At 62.3% G+C, this 25453-nt stretch carries 22 protein-coding genes and 8 pseudogenes; 11 read left to right on the forward strand and 19 right to left on the reverse strand.

Features of this window, described 5'->3' with window-relative positions; genetic code table 11:
* Nucleotides 1–63 precede the first annotated feature (63 nt).
* From MUU54_RS16125 to MUU54_RS16150, 6 genes and pseudogenes are all read left to right on the forward strand, one after another.
* Nucleotides 64–735: pseudogene (locus MUU54_RS16125) on the forward strand (IS256 family transposase); the annotation flags it as partial.
* A 453-nt stretch (nucleotides 736–1188) separates the two neighbouring features.
* Nucleotides 1189–1302, forward strand: a pseudogene (locus MUU54_RS16130) (DUF3363 domain-containing protein); the annotation flags it as partial.
* A gap of 85 nt (nucleotides 1303–1387) precedes the next feature.
* Nucleotides 1388–1972: a TetR/AcrR family transcriptional regulator gene (locus tag MUU54_RS16135; protein WP_247245058.1), complete on the forward strand. Its 585-nt coding sequence runs from the start codon at nucleotides 1388–1390 to the stop codon at nucleotides 1970–1972.
* 65 nt (nucleotides 1973–2037) lie between these two features.
* On the forward strand, nucleotides 2038–2904 hold the full coding sequence (locus MUU54_RS16140) for an NAD(P)-dependent oxidoreductase (RefSeq protein WP_247245059.1): 867 nt from the start codon (nucleotides 2038–2040) through the stop codon (nucleotides 2902–2904).
* Between the two features lie 11 nt (nucleotides 2905–2915).
* On the forward strand, nucleotides 2916–4130 hold the full coding sequence (locus MUU54_RS16145) for an MFS transporter (RefSeq protein WP_247245060.1): 1215 nt from the start codon (nucleotides 2916–2918) through the stop codon (nucleotides 4128–4130).
* Nucleotides 4131–4132: 2 nt separating this feature from the next.
* A pseudogene (locus tag MUU54_RS16150) lies at nucleotides 4133–4330 on the forward strand (EamA family transporter); the annotation flags it as partial.
* On the opposite strand, the gene MUU54_RS16155 reads toward MUU54_RS16150, so the two are convergent.
* The gene (locus tag MUU54_RS16155) at nucleotides 4322–5014 is read right to left on the reverse strand and encodes a TetR/AcrR family transcriptional regulator (RefSeq protein ID WP_247245061.1); all 693 of its coding nucleotides are present in this window, start codon (nucleotides 5012–5014) and stop codon (nucleotides 4322–4324) included. The pseudogene MUU54_RS16150 and the gene MUU54_RS16155 overlap by 9 nt on opposite strands.
* Nucleotides 5015–5143: 129 nt before the next feature.
* Here MUU54_RS16155 and MUU54_RS16160 point away from each other — a divergent pair.
* Nucleotides 5144–5266: pseudogene (locus MUU54_RS16160) on the forward strand (serine hydrolase); the annotation flags it as partial.
* Nucleotides 5267–5303: 37 nt separating this feature from the next.
* On the opposite strand, the gene MUU54_RS16165 reads toward MUU54_RS16160, so the two are convergent.
* A complete protein-coding gene (locus MUU54_RS16165) occupies nucleotides 5304–6119 on the reverse strand; it encodes a helix-turn-helix transcriptional regulator (RefSeq protein ID WP_247245062.1) in 816 nt (271 codons plus the stop codon).
* A 97-nt stretch (nucleotides 6120–6216) separates the two neighbouring features.
* Here MUU54_RS16165 and MUU54_RS16170 point away from each other — a divergent pair, with 97 nt between their 5' ends.
* On the forward strand, nucleotides 6217–7677 hold the full coding sequence (locus tag MUU54_RS16170; protein WP_247245063.1) for an MFS transporter: 1461 nt from the start codon (nucleotides 6217–6219) through the stop codon (nucleotides 7675–7677).
* A gap of 164 nt (nucleotides 7678–7841) precedes the next feature.
* Here the strand turns inward: MUU54_RS16170 and MUU54_RS16175 are convergent.
* A pseudogene (locus MUU54_RS16175) lies at nucleotides 7842–8348 on the reverse strand (substrate binding domain-containing protein); the annotation flags it as partial.
* Between the two features lie 2 nt (nucleotides 8349–8350).
* Here MUU54_RS16175 and MUU54_RS16180 point away from each other — a divergent pair.
* Nucleotides 8351–8569 (forward strand): annotated as a pseudogene (locus tag MUU54_RS16180) (CopG family transcriptional regulator); the annotation flags it as partial.
* A 73-nt stretch (nucleotides 8570–8642) separates the two neighbouring features.
* Here the strand turns inward: MUU54_RS16180 and MUU54_RS16185 are convergent.
* Genes MUU54_RS16185 through MUU54_RS16195 form a run of 3 tightly spaced genes read right to left on the reverse strand, consistent with a single transcriptional unit; the run spans nucleotide 8643 to nucleotide 10023 of the window.
* Nucleotides 8643–9227 carry a glutathione S-transferase N-terminal domain-containing protein gene (locus MUU54_RS16185; protein WP_247245064.1) on the reverse strand — a complete coding sequence of 195 codons (585 nt, stop codon included), beginning with the start codon at nucleotides 9225–9227 and terminating at the stop codon, nucleotides 8643–8645.
* A complete protein-coding gene (locus MUU54_RS16190) occupies nucleotides 9224–9688 on the reverse strand; it encodes an SRPBCC family protein (protein ID WP_247245065.1) in 465 nt (154 codons plus the stop codon). The genes MUU54_RS16185 and MUU54_RS16190 overlap by 4 nt, the downstream gene beginning before the upstream one ends.
* On the reverse strand, nucleotides 9685–10023 hold the full coding sequence (locus MUU54_RS16195) for an ArsR/SmtB family transcription factor (protein WP_247245066.1): 339 nt from the start codon (nucleotides 10021–10023) through the stop codon (nucleotides 9685–9687). The genes MUU54_RS16190 and MUU54_RS16195 overlap by 4 nt, the downstream gene beginning before the upstream one ends.
* 437 nt (nucleotides 10024–10460) lie before the next feature.
* On the opposite strand from MUU54_RS16195, the gene trbB reads away from it, so the two are divergent.
* On the forward strand, nucleotides 10461–11441 hold the full coding sequence (gene trbB / locus MUU54_RS16200) for a P-type conjugative transfer ATPase TrbB (RefSeq protein ID WP_247245067.1): 981 nt from the start codon (nucleotides 10461–10463) through the stop codon (nucleotides 11439–11441).
* Nucleotides 11438–11767 (forward strand): annotated as a pseudogene (locus tag MUU54_RS16205) (TrbC/VirB2 family type IV secretion system protein); the annotation flags it as partial. The gene trbB and the pseudogene MUU54_RS16205, both read left to right, overlap by 4 nt.
* Before the next feature lie 317 nt (nucleotides 11768–12084).
* On the opposite strand, the gene guaA reads toward MUU54_RS16205, so the two are convergent.
* The 13 genes and pseudogenes from guaA to MUU54_RS16270 form a co-directional block, all read right to left on the reverse strand.
* On the reverse strand, nucleotides 12085–13662 hold the full coding sequence (gene guaA, locus MUU54_RS16210) for a glutamine-hydrolyzing GMP synthase (RefSeq protein WP_247245068.1): 1578 nt from the start codon (nucleotides 13660–13662) through the stop codon (nucleotides 12085–12087).
* A 40-nt stretch (nucleotides 13663–13702) separates the two neighbouring features.
* The gene (locus MUU54_RS16215) at nucleotides 13703–14341 is read right to left on the reverse strand and encodes a 5'-methylthioadenosine/S-adenosylhomocysteine nucleosidase (protein ID WP_247245069.1); all 639 of its coding nucleotides are present in this window, start codon (nucleotides 14339–14341) and stop codon (nucleotides 13703–13705) included.
* Nucleotides 14338–14781, reverse strand: a complete 444-nt coding sequence (locus tag MUU54_RS16220) for a PaaI family thioesterase (RefSeq protein WP_247245070.1) — start codon at nucleotides 14779–14781, stop codon at nucleotides 14338–14340. Before MUU54_RS16220 ends, MUU54_RS16215 begins: the two co-directional genes overlap by 4 nt.
* Nucleotides 14782–14853: 72 nt before the next feature.
* Nucleotides 14854–15305 (reverse strand): annotated as a pseudogene (locus tag MUU54_RS16225) (TspO/MBR family protein).
* Nucleotides 15306–15345: 40 nt separating this feature from the next.
* On the reverse strand, nucleotides 15346–16431 hold the full coding sequence (locus MUU54_RS16230; protein WP_247245071.1) for a DUF1513 domain-containing protein: 1086 nt from the start codon (nucleotides 16429–16431) through the stop codon (nucleotides 15346–15348).
* 2 nt (nucleotides 16432–16433) lie between these two features.
* Nucleotides 16434–17540, reverse strand: coding sequence for an imelysin family protein (locus MUU54_RS16235; RefSeq protein ID WP_247245072.1), 1107 nt, complete (start codon nucleotides 17538–17540; stop codon nucleotides 16434–16436).
* Entirely contained in the window at nucleotides 17540–19009 is a 1470-nt protein-coding gene (locus tag MUU54_RS16240; protein WP_247245174.1) for a di-heme oxidoreductase family protein, read from the reverse strand. Before MUU54_RS16240 ends, MUU54_RS16235 begins: the two co-directional genes overlap by 1 nt.
* Nucleotides 19010–19117: 108 nt before the next feature.
* On the reverse strand, nucleotides 19118–20392 hold the full coding sequence (locus tag MUU54_RS16245) for an imelysin family protein (protein WP_247245073.1): 1275 nt from the start codon (nucleotides 20390–20392) through the stop codon (nucleotides 19118–19120).
* A gap of 126 nt (nucleotides 20393–20518) precedes the next feature.
* Entirely contained in the window at nucleotides 20519–21811 is a 1293-nt protein-coding gene (locus MUU54_RS16250; RefSeq protein ID WP_247245074.1) for an RsmB/NOP family class I SAM-dependent RNA methyltransferase, read from the reverse strand.
* Between the two features lie 81 nt (nucleotides 21812–21892).
* Nucleotides 21893–22297, reverse strand: a complete 405-nt coding sequence (locus tag MUU54_RS16255; RefSeq protein ID WP_247245075.1) for a septal ring lytic transglycosylase RlpA family protein — start codon at nucleotides 22295–22297, stop codon at nucleotides 21893–21895.
* A gap of 375 nt (nucleotides 22298–22672) precedes the next feature.
* Nucleotides 22673–23545, reverse strand: coding sequence for an SDR family oxidoreductase (locus tag MUU54_RS16260; RefSeq protein ID WP_247245076.1), 873 nt, complete (start codon nucleotides 23543–23545; stop codon nucleotides 22673–22675).
* Nucleotides 23545–24720 (reverse strand): tRNA epoxyqueuosine(34) reductase QueG, encoded by a 1176-nt coding sequence (gene queG / locus MUU54_RS16265; protein ID WP_247245077.1) that lies wholly within the window; start codon nucleotides 24718–24720, stop codon nucleotides 23545–23547. The genes MUU54_RS16260 and queG overlap by 1 nt, the downstream gene beginning before the upstream one ends.
* Nucleotides 24701–25393: a glutathione S-transferase family protein gene (locus MUU54_RS16270; RefSeq protein WP_247245078.1), complete on the reverse strand. Its 693-nt coding sequence runs from the start codon at nucleotides 25391–25393 to the stop codon at nucleotides 24701–24703. Before MUU54_RS16270 ends, queG begins: the two co-directional genes overlap by 20 nt.
* Nucleotides 25394–25453 lie beyond the last annotated feature (60 nt).

Consider the following 25453-nt stretch of genomic DNA (forward strand, 5'->3'; position numbering starts at 1 on the left):
GCTGGTCACCAGTGTTTTCCGGTAGGGTCGGGTTGTTCAAGACCAACCTTAAGGACACCACCGATGACCGACGACATGATGAACCTGCGCTCACTCGTTGAGAAGAGCGCCGACGCCGATTTGCTCCGGGATATGATTGGCTTTGCTGCCGAGAAGCTGATGGCGCTGAAGGTCGGGACGAAGACCGGCGCGGGCTATGGCGAGAAGAATGGTTTTCGACTTGCTCAGCGCAACGGCTATCGCGACCGGGACTGGGAGACACGAGCGCGCACAGTCGAGCTTCGTATCCCGAAGCTGCGCACCGGCAGCTATTTCCCGAGCTTCCTTGAGCCACGCCGCATGGCAGAGAAGGCCCTGACGGCCGTGATCCAGGAAGCCTACATCCAGGGTGTTTCGACCCGCTCCGTCGATGACCTGGTCAAGGCGATGGGCATGAGCGGCATCTCTAAGAGCCAGGTGTCCCGGCTCTGCGAAGAGATCGATGACAAAGTAAAGGCCTTCCTCGACAGGCCCATAGAGGGTGAATGGCCTTACCTGTGGATCGATGCCACCTACCTCAAGGTCAGGCGCGGTGGGCGCATCGTCTCCGTCGCCGTCATCATCGCCGTCGGCGTCAACACCGACGGACGCCGAGAGGTCTTGGGCATGGAGATCGGCACGTCCGAGGCCGAGCCGATCTGGACGGAATTCCTGCGCAAGCTGACAAGGCGGGGCCTGCGCGGAGTCAAACTCGTCGGAGAACACCATGAGGATTGCGTTCCCACGTTCGCTTCCTCTTGTTCCGGTGTGCAGTCAGGCAGGGTCGCGCCTGGCTGCATTCTTGGAAGGAAGGGCAGAAAGGTTGGAAGAGGTCGAGGGCAAGATAAAGGAAACCGGCACTCCGTTGGTGCGGTTTCGGGGCAAGCCCTTGTCTGCACACTGTTTTGGGGCGGCGTTGACGGCACCTTTGTTTTGGACCCCGCGTGCCGCGTGTTGGCGCAAAGCCTTGGCTTTGCTGGGTTTTGAGCGGCACCATAGCCCGAATTCGGCGGCTTTCCGTGGTATTGCCTCGGAGGCGCTGGCTTGAGCGACGACGAGGAATTCCGCTTCCGCCCGAGACCCGGCCGTGTGCGCGCCGATGCGCCGAAGACAGGCAAGGCCAAGAGCTTTCTCACGCAGGCCAAGAAGATCGCCCGCCAGCACAGCAATGCCCTCCCGTGGCGGCCGGTCATCGACCGCCAGCTTGGCAAGGAGGTCAGCGGTATCGTCCAGGGCGGATCGGTGTCGTGGCAGTTGGGGCGGCAGAGGGGATTGGGGCTGTAGTCGTTCCCAATATGGATCTGACCTCCTTGACAAACATGCTGATGGAGTTATGGTATATTCGTTCCATAATTGAAGCAGGAACGATATGGCCCGGCCACGAGAGTTTGATGAAGAACGTGTTCTAGACGCGGTGATGGAGACCTTCTGGCGCAATGGCTACGAGGGCACGTCCGCGCAGGACCTCGTGGACGCAACCGGGCTGGGGCGCGGCAGTCTCTATGCGGCCTATGCCAATAAGGACGGCCTGTTTGAACAGGCGTTGCTCCGCTACCACAAGCGCGCGCAAGCCCATGTCGATAAGCTCCGGCAAAAGGGATCACCCATTGAGCGGCTGCGCGAGTTGATGACCGATATTGTCGAGGCCGATTTAACCGCGCCACACAAACGTGGCTGCCTCGCCACCAACAGCGCGGTTGAAATGGCCGGGCGCGACCCCCGCGTCGCTGACCTCGTGCGGCAGAACTTCGATATTCTGGTGCGCGGTATCGAACAGACGATACGGCGCGGCCAAGCCGCCAATGAGATCAGGCCCGAAGCCGATGCCGCTGTCCTCGCGCTTTTCCTGTTCAATGCGGTGCAAGGGTTGCGAGTGCTTGCCAAGACCTTCCACCCCAAGGACCGCCCCAAACTCGCCGCCGTCATCGACCAGACGCTCGCAGCATTGACCTGACAGCCCCTTTTTTTGGTCAATTCTGGAACGATCATTAAACAATAGCCAACCCACAGGAGTATCCCATGACAGATAATTCATCCGCTCTCCCGGTCGCCGTTCTCGGCACCGGCATCATTGGCGCCGCCGTCGCACGCAATCTGGCTCGCAAGGGTTTCGCGGTTCGCGCGTGGAACCGCTCAGCGGAGAAAGCGCAGGCGCTCGCCGCTGATGGCGTCACGCCGTTCGAGAATGCCGCAGATGCGGTTCGCGGAGCGACGATCATCGTAACCGTGTTGAAAGACGGGCCGGCGGTCGCCGAGGCAATGAATGCAGCGCTACCCGGCGTCACCAAAGGCGCAATCTGGCTGCAACTGAGCACAGTCGGCGTTGAAGCAATGGACGGCCTGTCAGGCTTTGCCGCCGCGAATGATCTCGTCCTCTATGATGCGCCGGTGCAGGGAACCCGCCATCCCGCCGAACAAGGGAAGCTGATCATCCTCGCTTCCGGCCCAGATGGAATGCGCGAGACAGCTCAATCCGTTTTTGACGCAATCGGCCAAAAGACCTTGTGGGTGTCCGATACCGCTGGCGTAAGCAGCCGACTGAAGCTGGCCCTCAATGCCTATGTTTTCGCGCTGACCCACGGCACGGCGGAAACCCTCGCCATCGCCCGCGCGCTCGGCGTCGATCCGGCATTGGTGATCGAGGCGGTGACGGGCGGCCCGCTCGACAGCAATTATTTCCAGGGCAAGGGCGCGGCGATGCTCAAGGGTGATTTCGCCACCAGCTTCTCGGTTGAGAACGGTGTGAAAGACGCGCGGCTGGTCGTGGAAGCCCTCAAGGGAACCGGTGTCTGCGCCGATCTGGCGGAGGCCGGACTTGCCCGCTTTCAACGCGCGGCCGACGCCGGCCATGGCGACAAGGACATCGCCGCTTCCTTCCTCGCCTGACGGACGATCCAATGACAATCTCTGAAAACATACAGGGCGTAGCACCCAAAGGCAGCGTTACGCCGGATCGCCTTCCGGTCGGTCAACTGCTCGCCTTCACGGTGGCGGGCTTCCTCGCCATCATGACCGAGAACATGCCCGCCGGCCTGTTGCCGCAAATCGGCGATGGCCTTGGGGTTTCCGAAGCAATGGCCGGGCAGACCGTGACGCTCTACGCACTCGGTTCGGTCGTGGCAGCGATTCCGGTTATCGCGGCGACACGAAGTTGGAACCGGCGCCCCCTGTTCCTGCTCGCAATCGCCGGGCTGCTGATCTTCAACACGCTTACTGCCGTCTCTGCGCACTACGGCCTGACGCTCGTGGCCCGTTTCATCGCGGGCATGGCGGCTGGCGTCGTGTGGGGCCTTGTCGCAGGCTATGCGCGGCGTCTCGCTCCGCCTCATCTGCAAGGCCGGGCACTGGCGATTGTCGGCGTCGGCCAGCCCATCGCCCTATCGCTCGGTGTCCCGCTGGGTGCGTGGCTCGGTGGCCTGTCGGACTGGCGGCTTGTCTTCTGGATCATGTCCGCTGTCGCCATGCTGCTGCTGGTCTGGGTACGGCTAGGGGTGCCCGACTTCCCCGGCCAAGCGCAACATCAGCGCCTGTCTGTTGGCCGCGTCTTCACCATTCCCGGCGTTCGCCCGGTGTTGCTGGTGCTGTTCGCGTGGATTCTCGCCCACAACATCCTCTACACCTATATCGCGCCGTTCCTCGGCGCGACGGAAACCGGCCTGCGGGTCGATATGATTCTGCTCGTCTTCGGTGTCGCGTCGGTCGCCGGCATATGGGGCACCGGCGTTCTGGTGGATAGCCGCCTGCGTGGCCTCACGTTGTTGAGTCTCGCCGCCTTCGCCGGTGCGGTGCTGCTGTTGGCGATCTCCCAAGGCTCCCCGGTTCTCGTGCTGGCGGGCGTGGCGATCTGGGGCCTGACCTTCGGCGGTGCTCCGACGATGCTGCAAACGGCGCTGGCTGACTCTGCCGGTGAACATGCCGATGTCGCGCAATCCATCCTCGTGACGATCTTCAACCTCGCCGTCGCGGGCGGCGGGCTGGTCGGCGGGTTGGTCATGGACAAGGCCGGCGCGACCGCGCTGCCGTGGATATTGCTGCCGCTCGCCATCGTCGCTCTGGTGACGACATGGCAGGCGAAAGGCCACGGCTTCCGCGCCGGGCAGCGAGAGGTTTGACCATGATAGGCGGGCGCAATTTCGATCTTCTGCTGACCGCGATTGCGCCCGCCATATGGGGCAGTACCTATATCGTCACCACGCAATTCCTGCCGGGCTTTTCACCGATCACGATTGCGATGTTGCGTGCCTTGCCGGCAGGTCTGTTGCTGCTGCTAGTCGTTCGGGAATTGCCCTCCGGCATATGGTGGCTACGCTCGCGCATCCCTCTCGCATCGCTTATTCAAACGCTCGCCGTCGCCGAACATCTCAGCTTCTGCCGTGCCTTGGTGGATGTTTCGATCCAGCATCCAGGGCGCAATGAGGTTCCTAGAATGCTCGGACAGCTTAGCCAGACGTTCTTTCCCAAGGCCGTCCCGCGCGGCCTGGGCAAGACCTTGGAGGATCGCCGCGTAGAGGTCGGACAATTCTTGAACGGGGGTATCATCCCGAAGTCTGCCGCTGTGCATATCTTTGGCAAGCCTTTCGGCTATCTGTTCCGAGCGTTCACGCCGGACCCCTTTCAGCGTTTGAACCGTTTCAGGCCCATTCGGGGCATTGCTCGCCACAGAGTTTACGACGAAGCAGCCGCCCGGCGTGTCCGGGCGCGTAAACAGTTCGACCGCAGCGTCAAACATCGCATCAATACCGCTTGGAGCATCGGGCGCATCGTTCAAGGCTTCAAGCAATCCGTTCGCATAGGCCGCGTGGTAGTACTTCACAGTCTCCGCGAACAAGGCTTCCTTCGACCCGAATGCCGCATAGATGCTCGGCGAGTTGATTCCCATCGCCTCGACAAGATCGTTCATGGAGGTCGCCTCAAAGCCGTTTCGCCAGAACGCTATGAGCGCCCGGTTCAGCGCTTCCGTGCGGTCGAAATTTCGCGGGCGTCCTCGTTCGGCCATGCTTTCCTCTTTTTGTGTCGAACAACATATAAATCACTCGACAGGGTTGGGGCAATCACCTATTTTTGTGCTGGTCAACACATAAATAGGTGATCCCATGTCCAAGTTCGAGTTTTCCGGCAAGACACCTATGGGCATTCCTGGTTCATCGACCGAGAGAACGGCCTGTCGGTGGTCGCCCTGACGAACACCGCCTTCGAGGGCATGGCCGGTGCGTTTCCGACTGACGTTAGAAACTCCGTCTATAACTAAGGTAGGTGCAAATTGAGAAAGACGGCCCGTCTCACCGTTACAGATCGACCGGCAACCCCGAAGCAGGCTTCTGTTTCTCTGCATAAACGACGAGCCGCAGATGCTGCCCGCCGTCTATGGTGAGCGACGTATGCTCGAAATCGACGGGCGTTCCTTCCACGCTGATCGTGCGTGTGCCTGTGCAGGGTGCATGCACGTCTTGGCTCCGCCACCAGACTTTGAACTCGGGCGAGACACGTTCCAGCTCATCGACCAAGGCACGGGCATCGGCATCTTCTCGCGCAGCGGCGAAGTCGCGGCGGAAGCTGGCGAGCATCGCTGGTGCCTGTTGCTCCCAATTCACAAAGGCTTCCCGCAATTCGGGGTCGGTGAACAACGCCCAAAGCAGATTGCGGTGGCCGGGGTCATGCCTGCCAAACCTAAACAGACGGTCGGCTGGTCCGTTGAAAGCCAGCACGTCCCAGCGCAGGTTGATGATATAGGCGGCGTGGGGCGCAAGGTCTTCCACCAATCGGGAGGCCAGCGAGGGAACGATGCAGAACGTCTTGCCGGGTTCCGCCGGCGGACGCTCATGGGCGAGCATGAACAGGTGCCGGCGTTCCGCCGCATCGAGCTTGAGGACACGCGCGAGATTGTCGAGGAAGTCGGCGGAAACCCCGATCTCGCGGCCCTGCTCAAGCCACGTATACCAAGTCAATCCGACACCTGCGAGGGCCGCGACTTCCTCACGCCGCAGCCCCGGCGTGCGCCGGCGCTTGGCGGTCGGCAGGCCGACATCTTGCGGCAACAGCCGCTCGCGTCGCGTGCGCAGGAATTCGGCAAGCTCGGGGCGGGTTCGTTCAAGGGTGCGCACGGGTCTACCTATTACAAGAAGCAACAGCATAATTGGTTAAATTGTAAAAGGATAATGGCTATGGAATCGGTGGTGCGTCAACACAAAAGGACGCCCAATGAGTTCCGATACCTGCACAGCCGATACGCTTCCCCCGTCACCTACCGATACGACCCACCGCCCGCCCTGGCTTGGTCTGTCCGTCCTGTTGCTGGCCGGGTTCGTGACAATCTTCGACCTTTTCGTAGTCAATGTCGCGATCCCCTCGATGCAGGCCGAGCTGGGGGCGAGCCTGTCGCAGATCGGGTTCATCGTCGCGGGCTACGAGCTGGCCTTTGGTGTGCTGCTCGTCACCGGCGGCCGGCTTGGCGATCTCTATGGACGGCGGCGGCTGTTCATTCTCGGCATGGCTGCTTTTACGGCGGCCTCGCTTCTTTGTGGTGTAGCCCCGACCGTGGAAATCCTAATCGGCGCACGCGTGTTGCAGGGATTGGCGGCCGCGCTGCTCTTCCCGCAGGTCTATGCCTCCATCCGCGTGAACTTCTCTGGCGACAACGGCCGCCGTGCCTTCGGCTTCCTTGGCATGACGCTCGGCCTTGCCGCCATCGCCGGGCAAATCCTCGGCGGGTTTCTGGTCGAGGCGAACCTGTTCGATCTCGGTTGGCGCACGATCTTCCTGATCAACGTGCCGATCGGCATTTTCGCGATTGCCATGGCGCGGTTCATCCCCGAAACGATTGCGCCCGAACGCCCTACACTCGACTGGCCCGGCGTGGCCTTGGTCAGCTTCGGGCTAACACTCCTTCTCGTGCCGCTGGTAGAAGCCCCGACCCATGGCTGGCAGCTCTGGAGCTTCCTGTCGCTTGCCGGAGCCGCAATCCTGCTTGTTGCCTTCTACCGCCATCAGGAGCGTCGCAGCAGAGCTGGCCATCAGCCTTTAGTGGACATGGCGCTGATGCGACAGCCGCGCTTTGCGCAAGGCGGGTTGCTGGTGCTGCTGATCCATTCGACGGCCTCGTCCTTCTTCCTCTGCTTCGCGCTTCTGGTGCAGACGGGGTTCGGGCTGAGTCCGTTCGATGCTGGCATCGTCTTCGTGCCGTGCTCCATCGCCTTCGTGATCCTCTCCTTGAGCGCGCCGCGCCTCGTCGCACACTTCGGGACGCCTGCCATCGCCATGGGCGCGCTGGTTTACGCGATTTCGTTTGGAGTGCTGATCGGACAGGTCTGGATCGCCGGGGCCGACCTGGTGGTGGTACACCTCATTCCGGCACTGATCGTCATCGGGGGAGCGCAGGCGATGATCATGACGCCGCTGCTCAACCTCGTGCTTGGCTTCGTGGAGGAACGACAGGCTGGCATGGCCTCTGGTGTCATTTCCACACTCCAGCAGGTTGGCGCGGCGCTCGGTGTGGCGGCGGTCGGTATCCTGTTCGGTGCGACGCTCGGGGCAGGATCGGAAGGACAGGCCGCGCGCTACGCCACCGCCTTCGTCTCTGGCATGAGCTACAATGTTGCCGCCGCCATCATCGCAGCGGTCCTATTGGTGCGACTAGCTGTCTATGGGCGCCACACGAATTGAACGTGGTGATCTAAGCGATGCGGGGGCGACGATCAGCACTGATCAATGTTCGTCCTTGGGGGTTGCCGACCTCACCCGGGTCGCGCATTCGCCTGGCATCGCTGATCCAGACGTTTGCCATCGCAAGTTCTGCGACGAGTGGGCCATTGAAGTGGAACTACTCGTCAGATTCTTATGGGGGTGGTCGTCCTTTCTATGCCGGGAATGTCGGCTACCGCTTCGGCCAAAAACTCCACCATCAGCCTGACACGCGTAATGTTAGCCCGTTCCGGCACGATAAGCATGTTGAGTGGCACGGGCGGCGGCGCGTAGTCCGGCAGGATCGTTTCGAGCTGCCCATCGGAAAGCAGATCGTCAACCAACCAAAGGTGTGCTGGGCCGATACCGCGCCCTGCGAGGTAGGCTTCTCGTGCGGCCAGCCCATGATCGACTCGGAGGCGTCCGCCGAAGGGCACGGCCTGGCTTTCGCCGTTTGGTCCTTCCAGCGAAAGGGTGTCGGCCCCGGCTATGTTCGACATTCGGATGCCATCCAACGTCGCGAGGTCGGGCATCCTCGGTCGCCGATGCCGTGCGAGATATTCGGGCGAGCCGACGAGGACACGCCGGCTTGTTCCAAGCGCGCGCAATTTCATCGTGCTGTCAGCGAGGGGGCCAAGCCGCAGCGCAATGTCCGCTGTTCGTTCGCTACTGGCTGATCTTCACGCCGCCACTTTCCGACAATGCACAAGCATCGGCGCGCGCCAAGGGCGCGGAGCGTTTCGACGGCTTCTTGCAATCGCTCGGCAAGCGACTGGCGACCGGCGACAGGCTCCTCAAAGAGCTGTCGCGCGACATTGATGGTTCCGTCGAGGCTGCACCAGACGGCAACGGACGAACTACCCACCGGGAGTAGCGTCTCGTTGGCCTTCTTGCAGCCGCTCATGAAGGAGGCGGAGTCGCTCTAGTCGAGAGTGGTTCGCCAGGGATTAAGCCAAACCCTCTGTCCTAAGCGTCTTTTGGACGGCCGGCCGCGCCTCGATACGCTCGGCATAGGCGGTCAGCCTATCCGGAAGCTCGAAGCCTGAATCGCGCGCCCAGCGGACCATGACGTAACAAAGGGCATCGGCAGTGGTGAACGCGTCACCAAAGAGATAGATGCCGTCCAGCCCCTCCGCGATGAGCGCCAGCCGTTCGATGATCGCCTGTCGCGCTGCCTGTTGCTCGGCCTTCGCCGGCGAGAACATCAAGCGCATGAACGGTCGGTGGATTTCGGTGGCGAGGAAGGCCAGCATCTCGATATTGCGCGATCGTCCGAGCCGACCCTTAGGCGCAAGGTGCGGTGTCTCTCCCGCGATCCAGTCCATGATCGCCACGTTCTCGGTCAGCATCTCGCCGTCGTCGAACACCAACGCTGGCACGTAACCTTTCGGATTGATGGCCACGAAATCATCGCCGTGCTCGGTGCGCCGCGTTTGCAAATCCACCTTGATGGTCTCGACGTCGATGCCGGCCTCCGTCAGGGCAATGTGATCAGCGAGGCTGCATGCCCCGGGCGTGAGATAGAGTTTCATGGCGCCAGATACCTTTCGAGATTGTCGAGGACCTCTTTCCAACCCTCGGCATGGCCGTCACGCGAGGCTTCCGAAAGGAAGAACTCCTGGTGGAACGTGAGCTGCGTGCGGCCGTCGCCAAGATCTTTGAGCGTGATCGTGACGACCGTCTCGTGATCTGCATTGCCGGCTTCATCCTGCCAGGCGTGGGTAAAGACGATGCGGTCGTGCGGCGTTAGCTCCCGATAAGTCCCGCCCAGCCAATGGTCCGTCCCGTCAGGCGCGCGCAGGCAGGAGCGGTAGGAGCCTCCAGCACGGACGTCGCTCTGCGAGAATGGCAAGGTGAAGTCCTTGGGAAAGAGCCATTTTGCCATGTGCTTCTCCTGGGTCCAGCAGTCGAAGACGAGTTCCTTCGGCGCATCGAAGATGCGCTTGATCGTCAGTTCAGGTCGCGCAATCGCCGCTTTGTTCGATGCGTTCATTGAGGAGTATCCTTGTTCTGGATTTCCTTGAGGTAGGCGTCGAGACTGTCAAACTTCGCGTCCCAGAACTGGCGATAGCTCTCCAACCAACCTGAGAGATCGCGCAGCGGCTCGGGCTTCAGTCTGCGCGGACGGAACTGCGCCTCGCGTCCCTTCTCCACCAGCCCAGCCCGCTCCAGCACCTTCAGATGCTTGGAAACAGCGGGGCTGCTCATGTCGAACGGCTCCGCAAGTTGCGACACGGTCGCTTCGCCCTGCGCGAGACGGGCAACAATGGCTCGCCGGGTGGGATCGGCGAGCGCCGAGAAGGTGAGGCCGAGCGGATCGGTCGCCATGCTCAACAAAACCATTTGGTTACTTAACCTAATGGTTAGGTACGGGGTCGAAGGCAATTTGTCAAGTCCGGCACGCTCCTCGGATCGCTGGCCGCCTTCCACAGGAGAAGACCGGAGTTGTCGTGCGATTCGTAAGTGTTACGCCAACCGCTCCCGTGAAGTTCTAGGGAAGTTGTTGTCGCAGTGCTGTGTCGTGAAATCGCGATCAAGCCGGAGGACTTCTGCGACCGCCGAGAAACAGGTTTCTGACTAGCGAGAGTGAGAGCTGTCGGGTCTCCGTTCCTCCCCTCTGTGGAGTGGCCTATCCTATTCACCGCCGATGGCCGCCGAACCCCGCATGGCATTCGATACTTGTTAAATCGGCCTGATTTCCGGCTCTTTTAATCAACCCTGATCCCGAGACCGTCTGTGGCGCCTCGTGGAGAAACGGGGCCGATATGACTGCCAGCTATCAAAAACCGGAAGCCATCGCACGCGGCGCGCGGATGCTGCGCACAGCGCTGGGTCCGGCCATATCGCGGTTTCTCGAAGACCCCGGCATCGTCGAGGTGATGTTGAACCCGGATGGCCGGATCTGGGTGGACCGGCTGTCCGAAGGGCTGGCCGACACCGGCGAGCTGTTGTCCCCCGCAGACGGCGAACGCATCGTGCGCCTGGTCGCCCATCACGTCGGCGCGGTGGTTCACGCCCGGAGCCCGCGTGTCTCGGCCGAACTGCCCGAGACTGGCGAGCGGTTCGAGGGCCTGCTTCCGCCCGTCGTCGCCGCACCGGCCTTCGCCATCCGCAAACCCGCCATCGCGGTCTTCACGCTCGGCGACTATGTGCACGCCGGCATCATGGCCGCCGATCAGGCCGCGACCCTGCGCAAAGCCGTCGCGGCCCGCGCCAACATCCTCGTCGCGGGCGGCACCTCCACCGGCAAGACGACGCTGACCAATGCGCTGCTCGCCGAGGTGGCGAAGACGCAGGATCGCGTCGTCATCATCGAGGATACCCGCGAGCTGCAATGCGCCGCGCCGAACCTCGTCACGATGCGGACGAAAGACGGGGTGGCCACGCTCTCCGATCTCGTCCGCTCCAGCTTGCGCCTGCGCCCCGACCGCATCCCCATCGGCGAGGTGCGCGGCGCTGAAGCGCTCGACCTCCTGAAGGCGTGGGGCACCGGCCACCCCGGCGGCATCGGCACGATCCACGCAGGGACCGGCATCGGCGCGCTGCGTCGTCTCGAACAGCTCATTCAGGAAGCTGTCGTCACCGTTCCGCGCGCCCTGATCGCCGAGACGATCGACCTCGTGGCTGTCCTCTCCGGCCGCGGCTCCGCGCGCCGGCTCACCGAACTCGCCCGCGTCGAAGGGATCGGCCCGGACGGCGACTATCGCATCACCCAAGCCACCCCCAGCATAGGAGACCCTTCATGATCCGCGCCGCCCTGCGCGTGCGTCGCACGATCGCGACCGCCGCCGTCTTCGCTTACGTCAGTCTCGTCCTCGCCCCGGCCGCCCATGCCTCCGGCTCCTCGATGCCGTGGGAAGCACCGCTCCAGAAAATCCTCCAGTCGATCGAAGGCCCGGTCGCCAAGATCATCGCCGTCATCATCATCATCGCGACCGGCCTTGCGCTCGCCTTCGGCGACACGTCGGGCGGTTTCCGCAAGCTGATCCAGATCGTCTTCGGCCTTTCGATCGCGTTTGCGGCCAGCTCGTTCTTTCTCAGCTTCTTTAGCTTTGGCGCATCAGTCAGCATTGGACCCTCCGAGATCGCTCAGAAAACGCGAGAGAGCCCTCAAATATACCGTCAGGCCAAAATTGGCCTTCCTGAATGGCGAAATTCCCTTTTGTATCAAGGTCATGACGCCTAAAAAATACCGTCACAAGCTCTCTAAGCCGTGACGGTATATGTATTCTACCAATGCGACAAGAGTCGCCATACCGTCAGCCATACCGTCTATCACGAGGCTTGCCCCGCGATAGACAGCGATAGAAGACGTAGGATTTATTGAACTGTTTCAGTGTCTTATGGAGGGCTATGGCGTGAAATTGGCGGCGTTTGGATAGGTCAAAATCATTCCCACTCGATCGTACCGGGTGGCTTGCTGGTCACGTCATAGACCACCCGGTTGATGCCGCGCACCTCGTTTATAATACGGGTGGCGGTGCGGCCGAGGAAGTTCATGTCGTAGGGGTAGAAGTCCGCTGTCATGCCGTCGACCGAGGTGACGGCGCGCAGGGCACAGACGAAGTCATAGGTGCGGTAGTCGCCCATGACACCAACCGTCTGGACCGGAAGCAGCACGGCAAAAGCCTGCCAGATCGTGTCGTAGAGGCCGGCCTTGCGTATCTCCTCGAGATAGATGGCATCGGCCTTGCGCAGGATGTCGAGCTTCTCGCGGGTAACGGCGCCTGGGCAGCGAATGGCGAGACCCGGGCCAGGGAAGGGGTGGCGTCCGATGAAGCTTTCCGGCAGGCCGAGCTCGCGGCCGAGCGCACGCACCTCGTCCTTGAAGAGCTCCCGCAGCGGTTCGACGAGCTGCATGTTCATGCGCTCGGGCAGGCCGCCGACATTGTGATGGCTCTTGATGGTGACCGAAGGACCGCCGGAGAAGGAGACGCTTTCAATGACGTCCGGATAGAGCGTTCCCTGCGCGAGGAATTTCGGCGCGCCCTTGCCGTCTTCGGCAATCTTGGTGGCTTCCGCATCGAAGACCTCGATGAACAGGCGGCCGATCGTCTTGCGCTTGATCTCGGGGTCGGTGACGCCGGCAAGTTCGGTGAGGAACAGGTCCGATGCGTCCACGTGAACGAGCGGGATGTTGTAGTTGTCGCGGAACATCCCGACGACCTGCTCGCTCTCGCCCTGGCGCATCAGGCCGTGGTCGACATAGATGCAGGTCAGCTGGTCGCCGATCGCCTCGTGGATCAGCACGGCCGCGACGGAGGAGTCGACGCCGCCCGACAGGCCGCAGATGACGCGCTCGGAGCCGACCTGCTCCTTGATCTTGCGGATCATCTCGGCGCGATAGGCGGCCATCGTCCAGTCGGATCTCAGTCCGACGATCTTGCGCACGAAGTTGGATAGGAGCTTTGCGCCATCCGGCGTATGCACCACTTCCGGGTGGAACATGGTGGTGTAGTAGTGGCGCCTCTCGTCCGCGGCGATGGCGAAGGGCGCGTTCTCCGACGTCGCGATGACTTCAAAGCCCTCGGGCAGCTTTGTGACCCGGTCGCCGTGGCTCATCCACACGGGATAGCGCCCGCCGACTTCCCAGAAGCCGTCGAACAGCGGGCTTGCCGCCTTCACTTCCAGGTCCGCACGGCCGAATTCCGCCGCATGGCCGCCCTCGACGACGCCGCCGAGTTGGGTGCAGAGCGTCTGCTGCCCATAGCAGATGCCGAGGATCGGCACGCCCGAGTCGAACACCGCTTGCGGCGCCCGCGGGCTGCCTTCAGCCGTGACGGAGGCCGGCCCCCCGGAAAAGATCACGCCCTTCGGCTGCATCTTCTCGAAGGCGCCGGCGGCGTTCTGAAACGGGTGGATCTCGCAGTAGACACCGGCTTCGCGGATGCGGCGCGCGATCAGTTGCGTTACCTGGCTGCCGAAATCGATGATGAGGATGCTGTCGGGATGGGCTATCTGGGTCATGTCGAGCCTTTAGTGAAAACGCGCGCTTTGTGCAACTGTGTCAAACAGCCAATTCGCCGGTTTCCAGCGCAGCGAAAAGACGGTCGACGCTACGCGCCAGCTTCTCGTCGATGACGTGCAGGTATGCGGTCCAGCTGCCGACATGCTTGAGCTCTTCCTTGCCGTCGGAGATGCCGCGCAGTCCGATCAGCGGCAGGCGGAACAACTGGCAGCTGCGCAGAAAGGCGAAGGTTTCCATGTCCACCATGTCTGCCTCGACCAGATCGTAAGCGGCGCCGGAGACGATGTTGGCGCCTGTCGAAAGCGAGGCTGCTGGAACGTCCGGGATGCAGTGGGGCAGGTCGATGACTGCCGGGTAGTCCAGGAAAGGCGTGCGGCCCTTTTCAAAGCCGAGCGGCGAGGCGTCCATGTCCCGGTAGGCGACCGACGACACCTGATAGACCTCCGTCTGCTCGAGGCTGCGCGAGCCGGCCGATCCGAGAGAGACGATAAGATCCGGCAGCGAAGCTTCCGCTTCCAGTCTCGTCAGCGCATGCGTGAGAACGACGGCTGCTTCGACTGGCCCGACACCGGTCATCAGCGGAACGATCCGCCGGCGCAGGTGCTCACCATACTCGGCATCGACAGCCATGACGAAGAGGATCGATCTGCCACCTGCCTGCTTCACTTCGAATTTCATCCGACGATGTCCTCCCGACCCCGGATGACCATCATGGTGGAGGTCATGGAGGCGATCAGCTTGGCGGGACCATCCGAGATGGCATAGGCACGCCCATCGGCGACGATGATGGTGGAGCCGGGCTTGGTGATCTCGCCGCGGAAAAGGAAGCGCTCGCCGCGTCCGGGCGACATTAGGTTGACCTTGAACTCGATGGTCAGAAGTGAAACCTCAGGATCAACCTTGGCATAGGCGGCACAGGTGCAGGCGGTTTCCAGTGCGGCCGAGATGATCCCGGCATGGAGAAGGCCATGCTGCTGCGTCAGCTTCGGATCGAACGGCAGCTCGATCTGCACCATGGCCGGCTCGATGCGGGTCAGCTCGGCCCCGATCATCGCCATCGTGCCCTGCCGGCCGAAGCTTTGCCGGATCCGCTCACCAAAGTCGCTGTCGTCAGTCATTTCGGCATCCGTTTTCGCGGGGCGAAACTGGCACGCTGCCGGCCGTTCGACAAGCTGCGGAAAATGGCGGAGTCAGTTTAGCAAGACAATCGACAGATTGAGCAGCGTCGCAAAGCCGACCCAGGCCAGATAGGGCAGAAACAGCCATGCACTGACCCGGTCTGGGCTCCAGCTCATCCTGATGAAGAGTATGATCGCCACAAGCAACGGCGCGATGACGACAAGCCCCAGAACGGGGCTCTCGGCGCCGAAGAAGGCGGGGGACCAGAGGAAGTTGAGAGCCATCTGTCCGAACCAGACCTGCATGCGACCCGAGGCGGGAGCGGCAAGCCAGGTTCTTGCCCCGGCGATGGCGATCAGCACGTAGAGCGTCGTCCAGACTGGGCCGAAGAGCCAAGGCGGCGGCTGGAAGGACGGTTTCTCCAGCGTCTGGTACCACTCTCCCGGCATTTGCTGACGCCGCTGAGGGCCCCGAACCCAACGACGAGGGCGATGAAGAGGATATAGGTGAGGGCGCGTTTCATGCCGATCCATCTAGCGCAGCCGTGCGCGCCTTCCAGACCGTTATGCCAGCCGGATGATGTGCTGGTCCCAGGCGACGTGGCTCACGGTGTCGTTGAAGCGCCCGCGATAGGAGGAGACGGCCACCCCTTCCGCGGCCGGTGCCACCCCGGCGGCATCCGCGACCCGCTCCTCGCGCAAAACGGCTCCCGTCTTGGCATCAAGCGTCACGGCTGAGCCACCCTTGGGAGAGGTCAGGCCAATGATGCCTTCGCGGCGATTGACGGCGATCGCCCCGACATAATTGGCCAGTCCTTCCGTCACCCGCTCCGGCAAGGTCACGAGCGCGATGTCCTCGCCGCGCCTCAAGTGGCCGACCAGCGGCGGGGAGGCATTCCGCGCTCCTTCCCACTGGCCCGCAAACCACATCTGTTCATCGTCGCCGACGGCCAGGTGCCGGGTGGAAAGCTGCCGCAATGAGGACGGCAGAGTATGCTTCTGGATCAGGCGCCCATCTCTGGCATCGAGAAGCACAAGCGACGGCTCCATGCGGTCGATGTTGAGCTTGGTGCGGCCGAAGTCCGGATGCGTCTCGATGCCGCCATTGGCGACGACGAGCATGGCGCCGTCTTCCGAGACGGTCATGTCGTGCGTGCCGATCCCCTGGGCATCGAACTCGCCGATCCGGGCGAAACCGTCCTTCGCATCATAGCGGCCGATCATACCGCGATTGCCGTCGAAGTCATTCTCGCTTGCGTAGAGGAAGCGACCGTCTGGCGAGAAGGCGCCATGGCCGTAGAAGTGCCTCCCTTCGGGCGCCGCGATCATCGCCGGCTCGGTGGCGCGGTCGGCGCGGAAAGCTACCGCAAACGTGCCGGGGCGACGCGCGAAGGCAATGACATGACCGGAGGAGGGGCAGAAGGCCATTCCATGGGCACGGGCGGGCAGGGCGACCCGGTCGACGATCTCGCCGCGCTCGGAGACGGTTGCGATGCCGAACGAGCCATCCGCGGCGCGGAAGCCGGACGCATAGACGGCATCGGTCAGCTCGAGAGCCCGCAGCGATTGCGGCGAGAGTGCCGCGGCAAAGGTGATGCCGGCGGCCTTCATGAAGCTGCGGCGGTCGATCAATCCGCTCCGCCAGGTCATGGTCAGTCCCCGTCGGAAAAGGAGAAGCCGGAGGTCAGGCCAATCGCGCCGCCGTAGTGGTCGTTCAGCCGGGTGATCAGGTCGCGCCCGTTGAGGAGCAGGAAGTCGAGCTTCTGGCGCTGCGCCTCATCGGCAACCGCCGCCTCGATGTAGCTGTTCATCTCTGCGCTGACGCGCAGCATAGACTTCAGCACGAAGTCGGCGGACGCCACGATGGACGTCTGGTCCTCCGGCAGAAGCGTGGCCATGTCGGACACGTGAAGAAGATCCCGCAGGCCTTGGAGATTGCCCTCTACCATTGTCCACGTGTTGCCGGAGCGCCAAAAGATTGCCTGCTTTGGAAACGCGACGCTGTCCTCGCCCTTGTAGAAGGTCTCGATCCGCTGGTCGCGCACCATCTCTGCACCATGCACGAGGATGCCGAGCAGCGCCGTCAATGCTTCCTGTTGGGTTCGAAACAGCGGATTGTGCGGCCCGGGCTCCTTCCAGTCCTGCTGGATTCCTTCCGGGTCTTCCCACAGCCGCTCCAGTTCCGCAGCGACCTGCTCGACATTATGGGCGACGGCGCGACCATAGTGGCAGCGGAAGGTCGCAGGCGCCTTGGCCAGTTCCTCCGAGCCGGTGCCGGCCAGCACGAACTCCAGTGCGCCGAAGCCCTGTATGGCGACGCTCTTGCCGGACAGGCTGTTCGGTGTAACCACGCTCTCGTCCGGCTTTGCCAGCAGTGCCTGTACCTGCTTCAGACCGGTACTCTTGCGGTCGGGATAGAAGAGGATCCGTTCGAAGTGGTTCTCTTGGATCGCCGGTCCGGTGCGGACAATCTCGATCTTTGCCCAGGCCTTGGCGGCCGCTGTGAAAGCTTCACGCGTTTCAGCAAGCGCAGCTTTGGAGGGGTTTTCGCAAAGTGCATCCATTTCTTGCGCTAGGGCGCCGGCGGTGGAGTGGAATTCTCGGTAGCCAGGCCGGATGAAGTCGTCGACGGCCTTGACGATCGCGCGGTGGATCTCGGCGTCCTCCGGCATTTCTGGCAGCAGGGTCTCTTCCTGCGCGTATACTGCAGCGGATGTCAGCATGGCGGCAAGGCCTGCGCCGATCAGGATTTTCAGCATTACAGCGACTCCAGGAATGCAATGAGGGCGATGCGGTCGTCCCGGTCGAGCGATGCGAAGGCGTCGCGCGCCGCCTGGGCCTCGCCCTCGTGCCAGAGGATGGCTTCAGTGAGATTGCGGGCGCGGCCGTCGTGCAGGAAGAAGGTGTGTTCGTTCACGGTTTCGGTGAGGCCAATCCCCCAGAGTGGTTGCGTGCGCCATTCCCGCCCGTCGGCGACACCGACCCGTTGCCCGTCCGCCAGTCCTTCGCCCATGTCGTGCAGCAGGAAGTCGGAATAGGGCCAGACCAGCTGGAAGGCATGCGCTTTGTTTTCTGCATCCCGACGCGTGACGAATTTCGGCGTGTGGCAGGAGACACAGCCCGACTGGTAGAACAGCTCCTTGCCCTTCAGCACCTTTGGGTCACCGGGATCGCGGCGGGCAGGTACCGCAAGGTTCTCCGAGTAGAAGGTTACCAGTTCGAGCACCGGGTCGGGCGCTTCCGTCGCGCCGAGGCGCTCCTGCACGCCTGTCGGGCGGTCGAGACACGCCTGCTGGCTGCTCGTGCAGTCGCCCTGATTGAAGGGTGCATCCGGATTGGATATCCCCATGTCGCCGACGAAGGCCGATGCCGACTGGTCGCGAATGGTGGCATTTTCGGCCTTGTAGCCGAAGCGCCCTAGCTTCAGTTCCCGGGTGCGGTGATCCCGCACGAGCGAGGCCTTGCCAGAGATGCCGTCGCCGTCGGCATCATCAGGATCGGCCTTTGCCAGGATGTCTGCCTCATGGATCGCCTGGATCATGCCCATGCCGATCATCGGGGGCGCAACCCGCGGCGACAGCGTGACGTCCGGCTCTAGTGGGCCATACTTCAAGCCTTCGACGGAATAGGTGGGCCTGCGCAGCGACACGACCTCGCCATCTCCGAGCGTGACCGGCACATCTTCATAGGCGATCTTCATCGTGCCTTCCGACGCAAGGCCCGGAACGGCCAATTCCTGAAGCTGCTTGCCATAGGTCACGTCAGGGAAGTTCAGCGCCTCGTGGCGGGCAAGGATTTGCTGCTCCTTCGCATCCCGAGCATCGCGTGCAAGGCGCAGGAACATGGAGGTGTCGTCAGCGGTTCCTTCCGGCGGGTGGCCGCGCCCGTCCTTCAGATGGCAGCTCTGGCAGGCGCGGGCATTGAACAGTGGCCCGAGCCCATCGGAGGCCTGTGTCGAGGAAGGCGACGAGACCCAAAGCTTGCGGAAAAGCGCGTTGCCGAGTTTGAAGGTCTCTTCTTCGGCGAAGGTGATGTTGGCGGAGAAATGCGAGAAGGCGTCCCCGTTGACGATCGCCTTCGAGGTTGCTGAACCGCCTTGCATCGTCTCGAAGTTCTCGGCCTTGGAGAAGTTCTGCGTCGGTCGCGTGACACCGACGACCCGCTTCTTGTCCTTCGGCGAAAGGTCTGTGCGTTCGGTTGGGAAGCTCGGGCTCTCGCCGATCGCCATCAGCGGAGTCAGAAGGAGAGCGCCCGAAAGAACCGGCAGGAAAAAGATGGTGTGTTTGGGCGCTCTCATGGATGTCGAGCCGCAGTGGGTCTGCGGCTCCCTCAGGTCTTATTGAAATACAGCGTCAGGATTATCGAGGCTGTCGGAACCTTCAAGCTCGATTGCGCCAAGATCCAGCGATGCAATCACACGTTCGAAGGAACGGGTCTGATCGATGAGGCCGTCAATGGCAGCCTGAACGGCGGCATTGCCTTCCGCATTGCCTTCGCCGATCATCTGGTCGTAGGCCTCACCGCCTGCGGCACGCTCCGCCATCGCATTCATGGCGGAAAGAGTCGCGTCCAGCTTGCCCTTCACTTCCCTGTCGAGGGCTGCATCCTTCTCGGCAACCAAATCGGACACCGATGGGCCCGTCATCTTCGTGCCATCGACGCGGGTGTACTCGCCCGTGTAGGCCGACTGAATGCCGATCGCGTCGTTGAGGTGCGAGGCATGCGTGTTGTCGGAGAAGCAGTCGTGCTCTTCTTCCGGATCGTGCAGGAGAAGGCCGAGCTTCATGCGCTCGCCGGCAAGTTCCCCGTAAGAAAGCGAACCCATGCCGGTCAGGATTGCGCGAACACCTGCCTGCGGATCGGAAGTGACGGCCTTGGCCGCATCGCCTTCCGGCGCCCAGGCGGCAACCATCTCTTCGAGATCCGAGACCAGCAGTTCAGAGGCGGCCTTGAGATAGGCGGCGCGGCGGTCGCAATTGCCGTTGGTGCAATTGGATGTGTCAAACTCGGTATAGGCACGGTTGCCGGCGCCCGCGTCCGTACCGTTCAGATCCTGGCCCCAGAGAAGGAACTCGATCGCGTGGTAGCCGGTCGCTACATTTGCCTCGATCTCACCCGCCTCGTGCAGGCTGCGCAGCAGGTCGGGGTTGATGTTGCTGGCGTCGATTTCTTCGCCGTTGACGTTGAGGCTGGGGTTGGCGATCACGTTTGCGACGTAGAGCGCATTGCTGTCGCTTTCGGTGCCGTATGAGGCGTCGACATGGTCGATCAGACCTTCATCGAGCGGCCACGCGTTTACCCGGCCTTCCCATTCGTCAACGATGGGGTTGCCGAAGCGATAGACTTCCGTCTGTTGATAGGGAACGCGCGCGGCGATCCACGCTCCCCGCGCGGCCTTAAGTGTTTCTTCGCTCGGGCTCTTGATCAGCGCATCGATCGCCGCATCCAGAGCCTTGGCGGTGCTCAGCGCGTCTTCGTACTTGGCGTGCGCCAAGTCGGCATAATGTTCGACAACGGCAGCCGGCTCAGTGGCTGCGGCAGCGGTCACGGGGAAAGCCGCGGAGGCGGCCAGAAGCGCGATTGTTGCGCCAAGCAGTGTCTTGCGGATCATTGTCCCTCCTTCGGCAGCCTCATCCCTCGGCTGCACAGCCCCTGAATGACCCATGTAAAAACTTGTGTCAAATATTCTAGTTTAGAAAAAGTTTGAAACGACCACATGGACTTGAAGATCGTCAATTCACTGAGGTGCCTTCCGCAGGCGGCAGAAGAAGAAGCCGTCGGTGCCGGTGCTGGCAGGGGTCAGGGTCACAGAGCGGCCGTCGCGGGTGACCGGACGGGGAGCTCCATTTCCAGAAAGACTGGTCCAGGTTTCCAAGACAGGCTCCGGCGAAAACTGCGGGTTTTCACTGCAGAAGCGCTCCATCTGGCGGTCGTTCTCCTCAGGCAGGACCGAACAAGTGATATAGACAAGGCTGCCGCTTGGCTTGACGAAGGCGGCCGCCCCCGTCAGCGCCTCCTGCTGCTGGGCGACGCGCTCGTCGAGGTTCTTCTGGGTCAGCCGCCACTTCGTATCCGGTCGCCGCCGCCAGGTGCCGGTTCCGGTGCAGGGAGCATCCACCAGCACCACGTCCAGCTTCTCCTTCAGCGCATCCAACTGCCGCACATCGTCATGTACCTGAACGTTTCGCGTGCCCGCACGGCGAAGGCGCTCGATGATCGGTGCCAGCCGCTTCCGGTCGGCGTCATAGGCGTGCACCTGGCCCTTGTTGTTCATTGCCGCCGCCATGGCAAGCGTCTTGCCACCACCACCGGCGCAGAAATCCAGCACCTGGTCATGCTCCTGCGGATGAGCGAGATCGGCGACGATCTGTGAGCCTTCGTCCTGGACCTCGAACCAGCCCTTCTGGAAGGAAAGCTCGGCGGTGACGTTCGGAAGTCTCGACGCACCGTCTCCGGCGGGGATACGCACACCATACCGCGCGATTGGCGCCGGCGCGGCACCGGATCGCTCCAGCGCCTTCACGACCTTGTCGCGCGACGCCTTCAGCGTGTTGGCCCGCAGGTCGAGGGTTGGGCGTTCTGCCAGCGCCTTGGCTTCCGTGAGCCATCCGTCGCCGAAAGCAGCTTCGAGGGATGGCTGGATCCAGTTCGGAATATCGCCCTGCACGTGAAGCGGCGCATCTTCGAGGCGTCTGGAGGAGAACGCCGCCAGGTTCTCCTCCGACAGCGGCGGCGGTGCGAACCGGTCGCCTTCAAGTTCTGCGGCGAGTGCGTCGGGCGAAAAACCCCACTGTCGAAGGAGAACTGCATAGGCGAGAGCTGTGGGACTGGCGTCGTTCATCAGCCAGGCGTGCGAAAGGCGCATGCGAAGCGCATCGTAGACGATGTTGCCGATGGCGGCGCGATCGCCGGAGCCGGCAAAACGATGGGCCAGTCCCCAGTCCTTCAGAGCGTCTGCGACGGGACGCCTGCGCTCCTCGATGTCGGTCAGAACATCAATGGCTCCGCTCAGCCGTCCGCCCAGTCGCATGTCGCTCTCCGTCTCGGTTGAACCCGTTCGAGCGGGTCCTAACGGGGATATTTCTCAAGAGCAAGCGATGCTTTGGGCGGCTCAGCCGTCCTTCAGGCCCCGGCCTGCAACCTTTTGGTTCCCGGAGTCGACGATTTGATAGCAGACCTGGGCGGTGCCGGAGCGGACCATGCCGATGTTCTGGGCGGCAGCCTTGGACACATCAATGATACGACCCTTGATGAAAGGCCCCCGATCGTTGATGCGCACGACGACGCTCTTGCCATTCCGCTTGTTGGTGACCTTCACCTTCGTGCCAAACGGCAGCGAACGGTGCGCAGCGGTGAGCTTGGCCGGGTTCATGCGTTCGCCCGAAGCGGTCTTGGAGGTCAGCGCATACCAGGAGGCGTGACCGCAACCTGGAGCGGCCTGAGCTGACGTGGAGCCGAGCATAGCGAATGCAGCGAATGCGGCTGCGGCGAGAGTGGTGCGTCGAAAGGTTTTCATATCCGTCGTCCCCGTTCAGTGGTGCTGCACGTGGCGTGCGGGACGGGTTAAGCAGGTCGAAAATTGGCAAAAAAGTGCGCCACTCGGTAACGGAATGTTGCGCTCCGTAACATTTGTGATTTCATACTGAGCTATGGAACTTTTAACGCCTGGCGCAGAAATGAGAAAAATTGATCTATTTCAGTGAGAAAGTGGAAATAGGCTTCCGCGGCTCACACCACCGCACCTAATCACGAAATTCGCGAAAATAATTTCCTTGCAAAATGAAGTTAACGCGTTCCGCGCGCTAAATTTTGGCGCCTTTGTGGCAAAGAGGACGGTGAAGATGTAGAAAATGCGCCCGAGGATGGAATTTTCATCTCCCGGAGCTGTCGCTTACCCGCGCCAATCGCTGGTGGTCCAGAGCTGCTGCAGCGACATGCGGTAGTGGGGGAAGCGGAACGAGAAGCCCAACTCGCGGATCTTGCGGTTGGAGACCCTCTTGTTGGCGCCGTAAAAGGAGCGCGCCATCGGCGTCATGTTGGCCGTCTCGAAAGATTGCTCCGGCGGCGGCTCCACACCCATCAGCCGCGCGGCCTCGGCAATGACGTCCTGAGGGGGCGCCGGCTCATTGTCGGTGATGTTGAAGATCCCTGAATGGCCGCCCTGCGCCAGAAACAGCGTCGCCGCAGCAATGTCTTCCACACGGATCCGATTGAAGACCTGCTCCTTCTTCACGATGCGCTTGGCCGTGCCCTTATCCAGGTTGACGAAAGCGTTGCGGCCGGGGCCATAGATGCCGGCAAGCCGCAGGATCGCAACCGGCACGCCCATGCCCTCTCCCTGCGACAGCCATGCCTTCTCAGCGTCTACTCTTTCCTGCGACCGCCCGGGCGAAGGATAGCATTCGCCCTCCTCGTCCACCCAGTCGCCACCTTGGTCGCCGTAGACGCCGACGGTCGACAAGTAGCCGATCCACCGAAGCTTCGGGCAGAGTTGACGGAGGGATTCGCCTGTCAGCGCCAGCAATGGATCGCCATGGGCACGGGGCGGGATCGATTGAACCAGATGCGTCACCTGAGCCAGCGCCGTCGCGAGTTCGTCGGTGATCGTCGCCCCGTCGAAGACAAAGGCTGCGACGCCCTCATCTGCAAGCGCGGTCGCGTTGTCGAGGGTCCGCGTGGTGCCGGCGACACCCGCACCCATGCCAACCGCGGACCGGGCGATTGCGGTGCCCGAATAGCCGCATCCGAAAATCATCATCTGCATCACGCCACTCCTGCCAAACGCCATTCCTCCAGAACCTCTGCATCATCCTCTTGGCGCCGCGTCGCTGCAAAACGCTCGAATTCCTCCGGTCGCATCAATCGCTTCAACGCCCAGACCGCCATCCCTCGCACCGTAGGTGTCGGGTCGCGGGACAGCGTCAGGCACGGCTCGATCAGCGTGGCATCCGAGGAATTGCCCGCAGCGACCAGCACATTGCGGACAAAGCGATCACGACCGATGCGTTTGACCGGCGAGCCGCTGAAGAAGGTTCGGAATGCAGCATCATCGAGCGAGAGCAGGAAAGAGAGCGTTGGCTCCTTCAGGTCCTCGCGCGCTTTGAGTTTCATTTCCGAGGCGCTGACAGCAAATTTGTTCCACGGACAGGCGGCAAGGCAGTCGTCGCAGCCATAGATGCGGTTGCCGATCAACGGTCGAAGGTCCGGGTCGATGGGGCCTTTGTGTTCGATGGTCAGGTAGGAGATGCAGCGCCGCGCATCCAGCCGGTAGGGCGCCGGAAAGGCATCGGTCGGGCAGGCATCGAGACAGGCCCGGCACGAGCCGCAATGGTCCGCTTCCGGCTCGTCCAGCAGGAGATCGGCGGTGGTGAACAGGCTGCCGAGGAAGAGCCAGGAGCCGTGGGTCCGGCTCAAGAGGTTCGTGTGCTTGCCTTGCCAGCCGAGACCCGCCGCCTCGGCGAGCGGCTTTTCCATCACCGGTGCGGTATCCACGAAGACCTTAACGTCCTCCCCGGCGCGTGCGGCGAAACGGGTGGCGATCTCCTTCAGGCGCCCCTTGATGACGTCATGGTAGTCACGATTGCGGGCATAGACGGAAATGGCGCCATGGCTACGCTTGGCCTGCAACGCCCGCGGGTCTTCATCCGGGCCATAGTTCAGGCCGAACATGACGACGGACCGCACCTCGGGCCACAATGCCCGCGGCCCACCGCGGCGCTCGCGCGTTTCTTCCATCCAGTCCATTGTGCCGTGATGTCCGTCGGCGAGATAGGTTGCTAGACGCCCGGACGCTTCAGGAATACTGTCGGCATGAGTAATGCGGCAGAGGTCGAAGCCCTGCGCGGCTGCTTGCGCCTTGATGAAGGCAGTCAGCTTTTCTTGCCGCCGGCGGTCAGGCGCTGTGCGCTCCGCCGCATGATCAGAAATCGAGGTCCGCATAATGAGATACCGGGGTAAGGCCCCGGATCCGCTCGGCCAGAAGTGGCCGGAAAGAGGGGCGCGACTTCAGCCGCTGATACCAGTCCTTGGCGATTGGAGTTTCAGCCCATTCGATTTCGCCCAGATAGTCAAGCACCGAAACCGAGGCGGCGGCAGCAAGGTCGGCATAAGTCAATCGGTCGCCGGCGAGCCATGGCCGCGAGCCGGCAAGCCAGGCGAGGTACTTCATGTGCTGGCGGACATTGGCGCGCGCGGTTCGCAAGGCTTTGGAGTCAGGCGCTCCGCCGCCCTGGGCTGCCGTCATCTGCAGCTTGTAGACCCGCTCGCGCACCAGCGGCTTGGTAACGTCGTTCTCCATCTTCGCCAGAAACCATTCCGTCAGGCGGCGGATTTCCGCCCGCTGGAAAGGGTCCTCCGCCAGAAGCCGGCGGTCGCGCTTCAGCACGCCGTGCGTTTCGTCGAGGAATTCCATCAGCACAGCCGGCCCGCACAGTGCGCGCATACTGTCATCGACGTAGACCGGCAGGGTGGCAGCCGGATTGAGCGCCAGGAACTCCCGTCGCTTTTCCCATGGCTGTTCCTCAACGAGATCCGTCTGAAAGCCATATTCCAAAAGGATAAGGCGGACGAATCGCGAACTGGACGACATCGGGTGATGGTAGAGCGTGGGCATCGATACGTGAGCTTTACAAATGCTGTGTAGAGAAATTGTCGCTGCGCTGCGGCGTGAACG

The organism is Pseudorhizobium tarimense (genome assembly GCF_022968135.1).
Lineage (GTDB): Bacteria > Pseudomonadota > Alphaproteobacteria > Rhizobiales > Rhizobiaceae > Neorhizobium > Neorhizobium tarimense.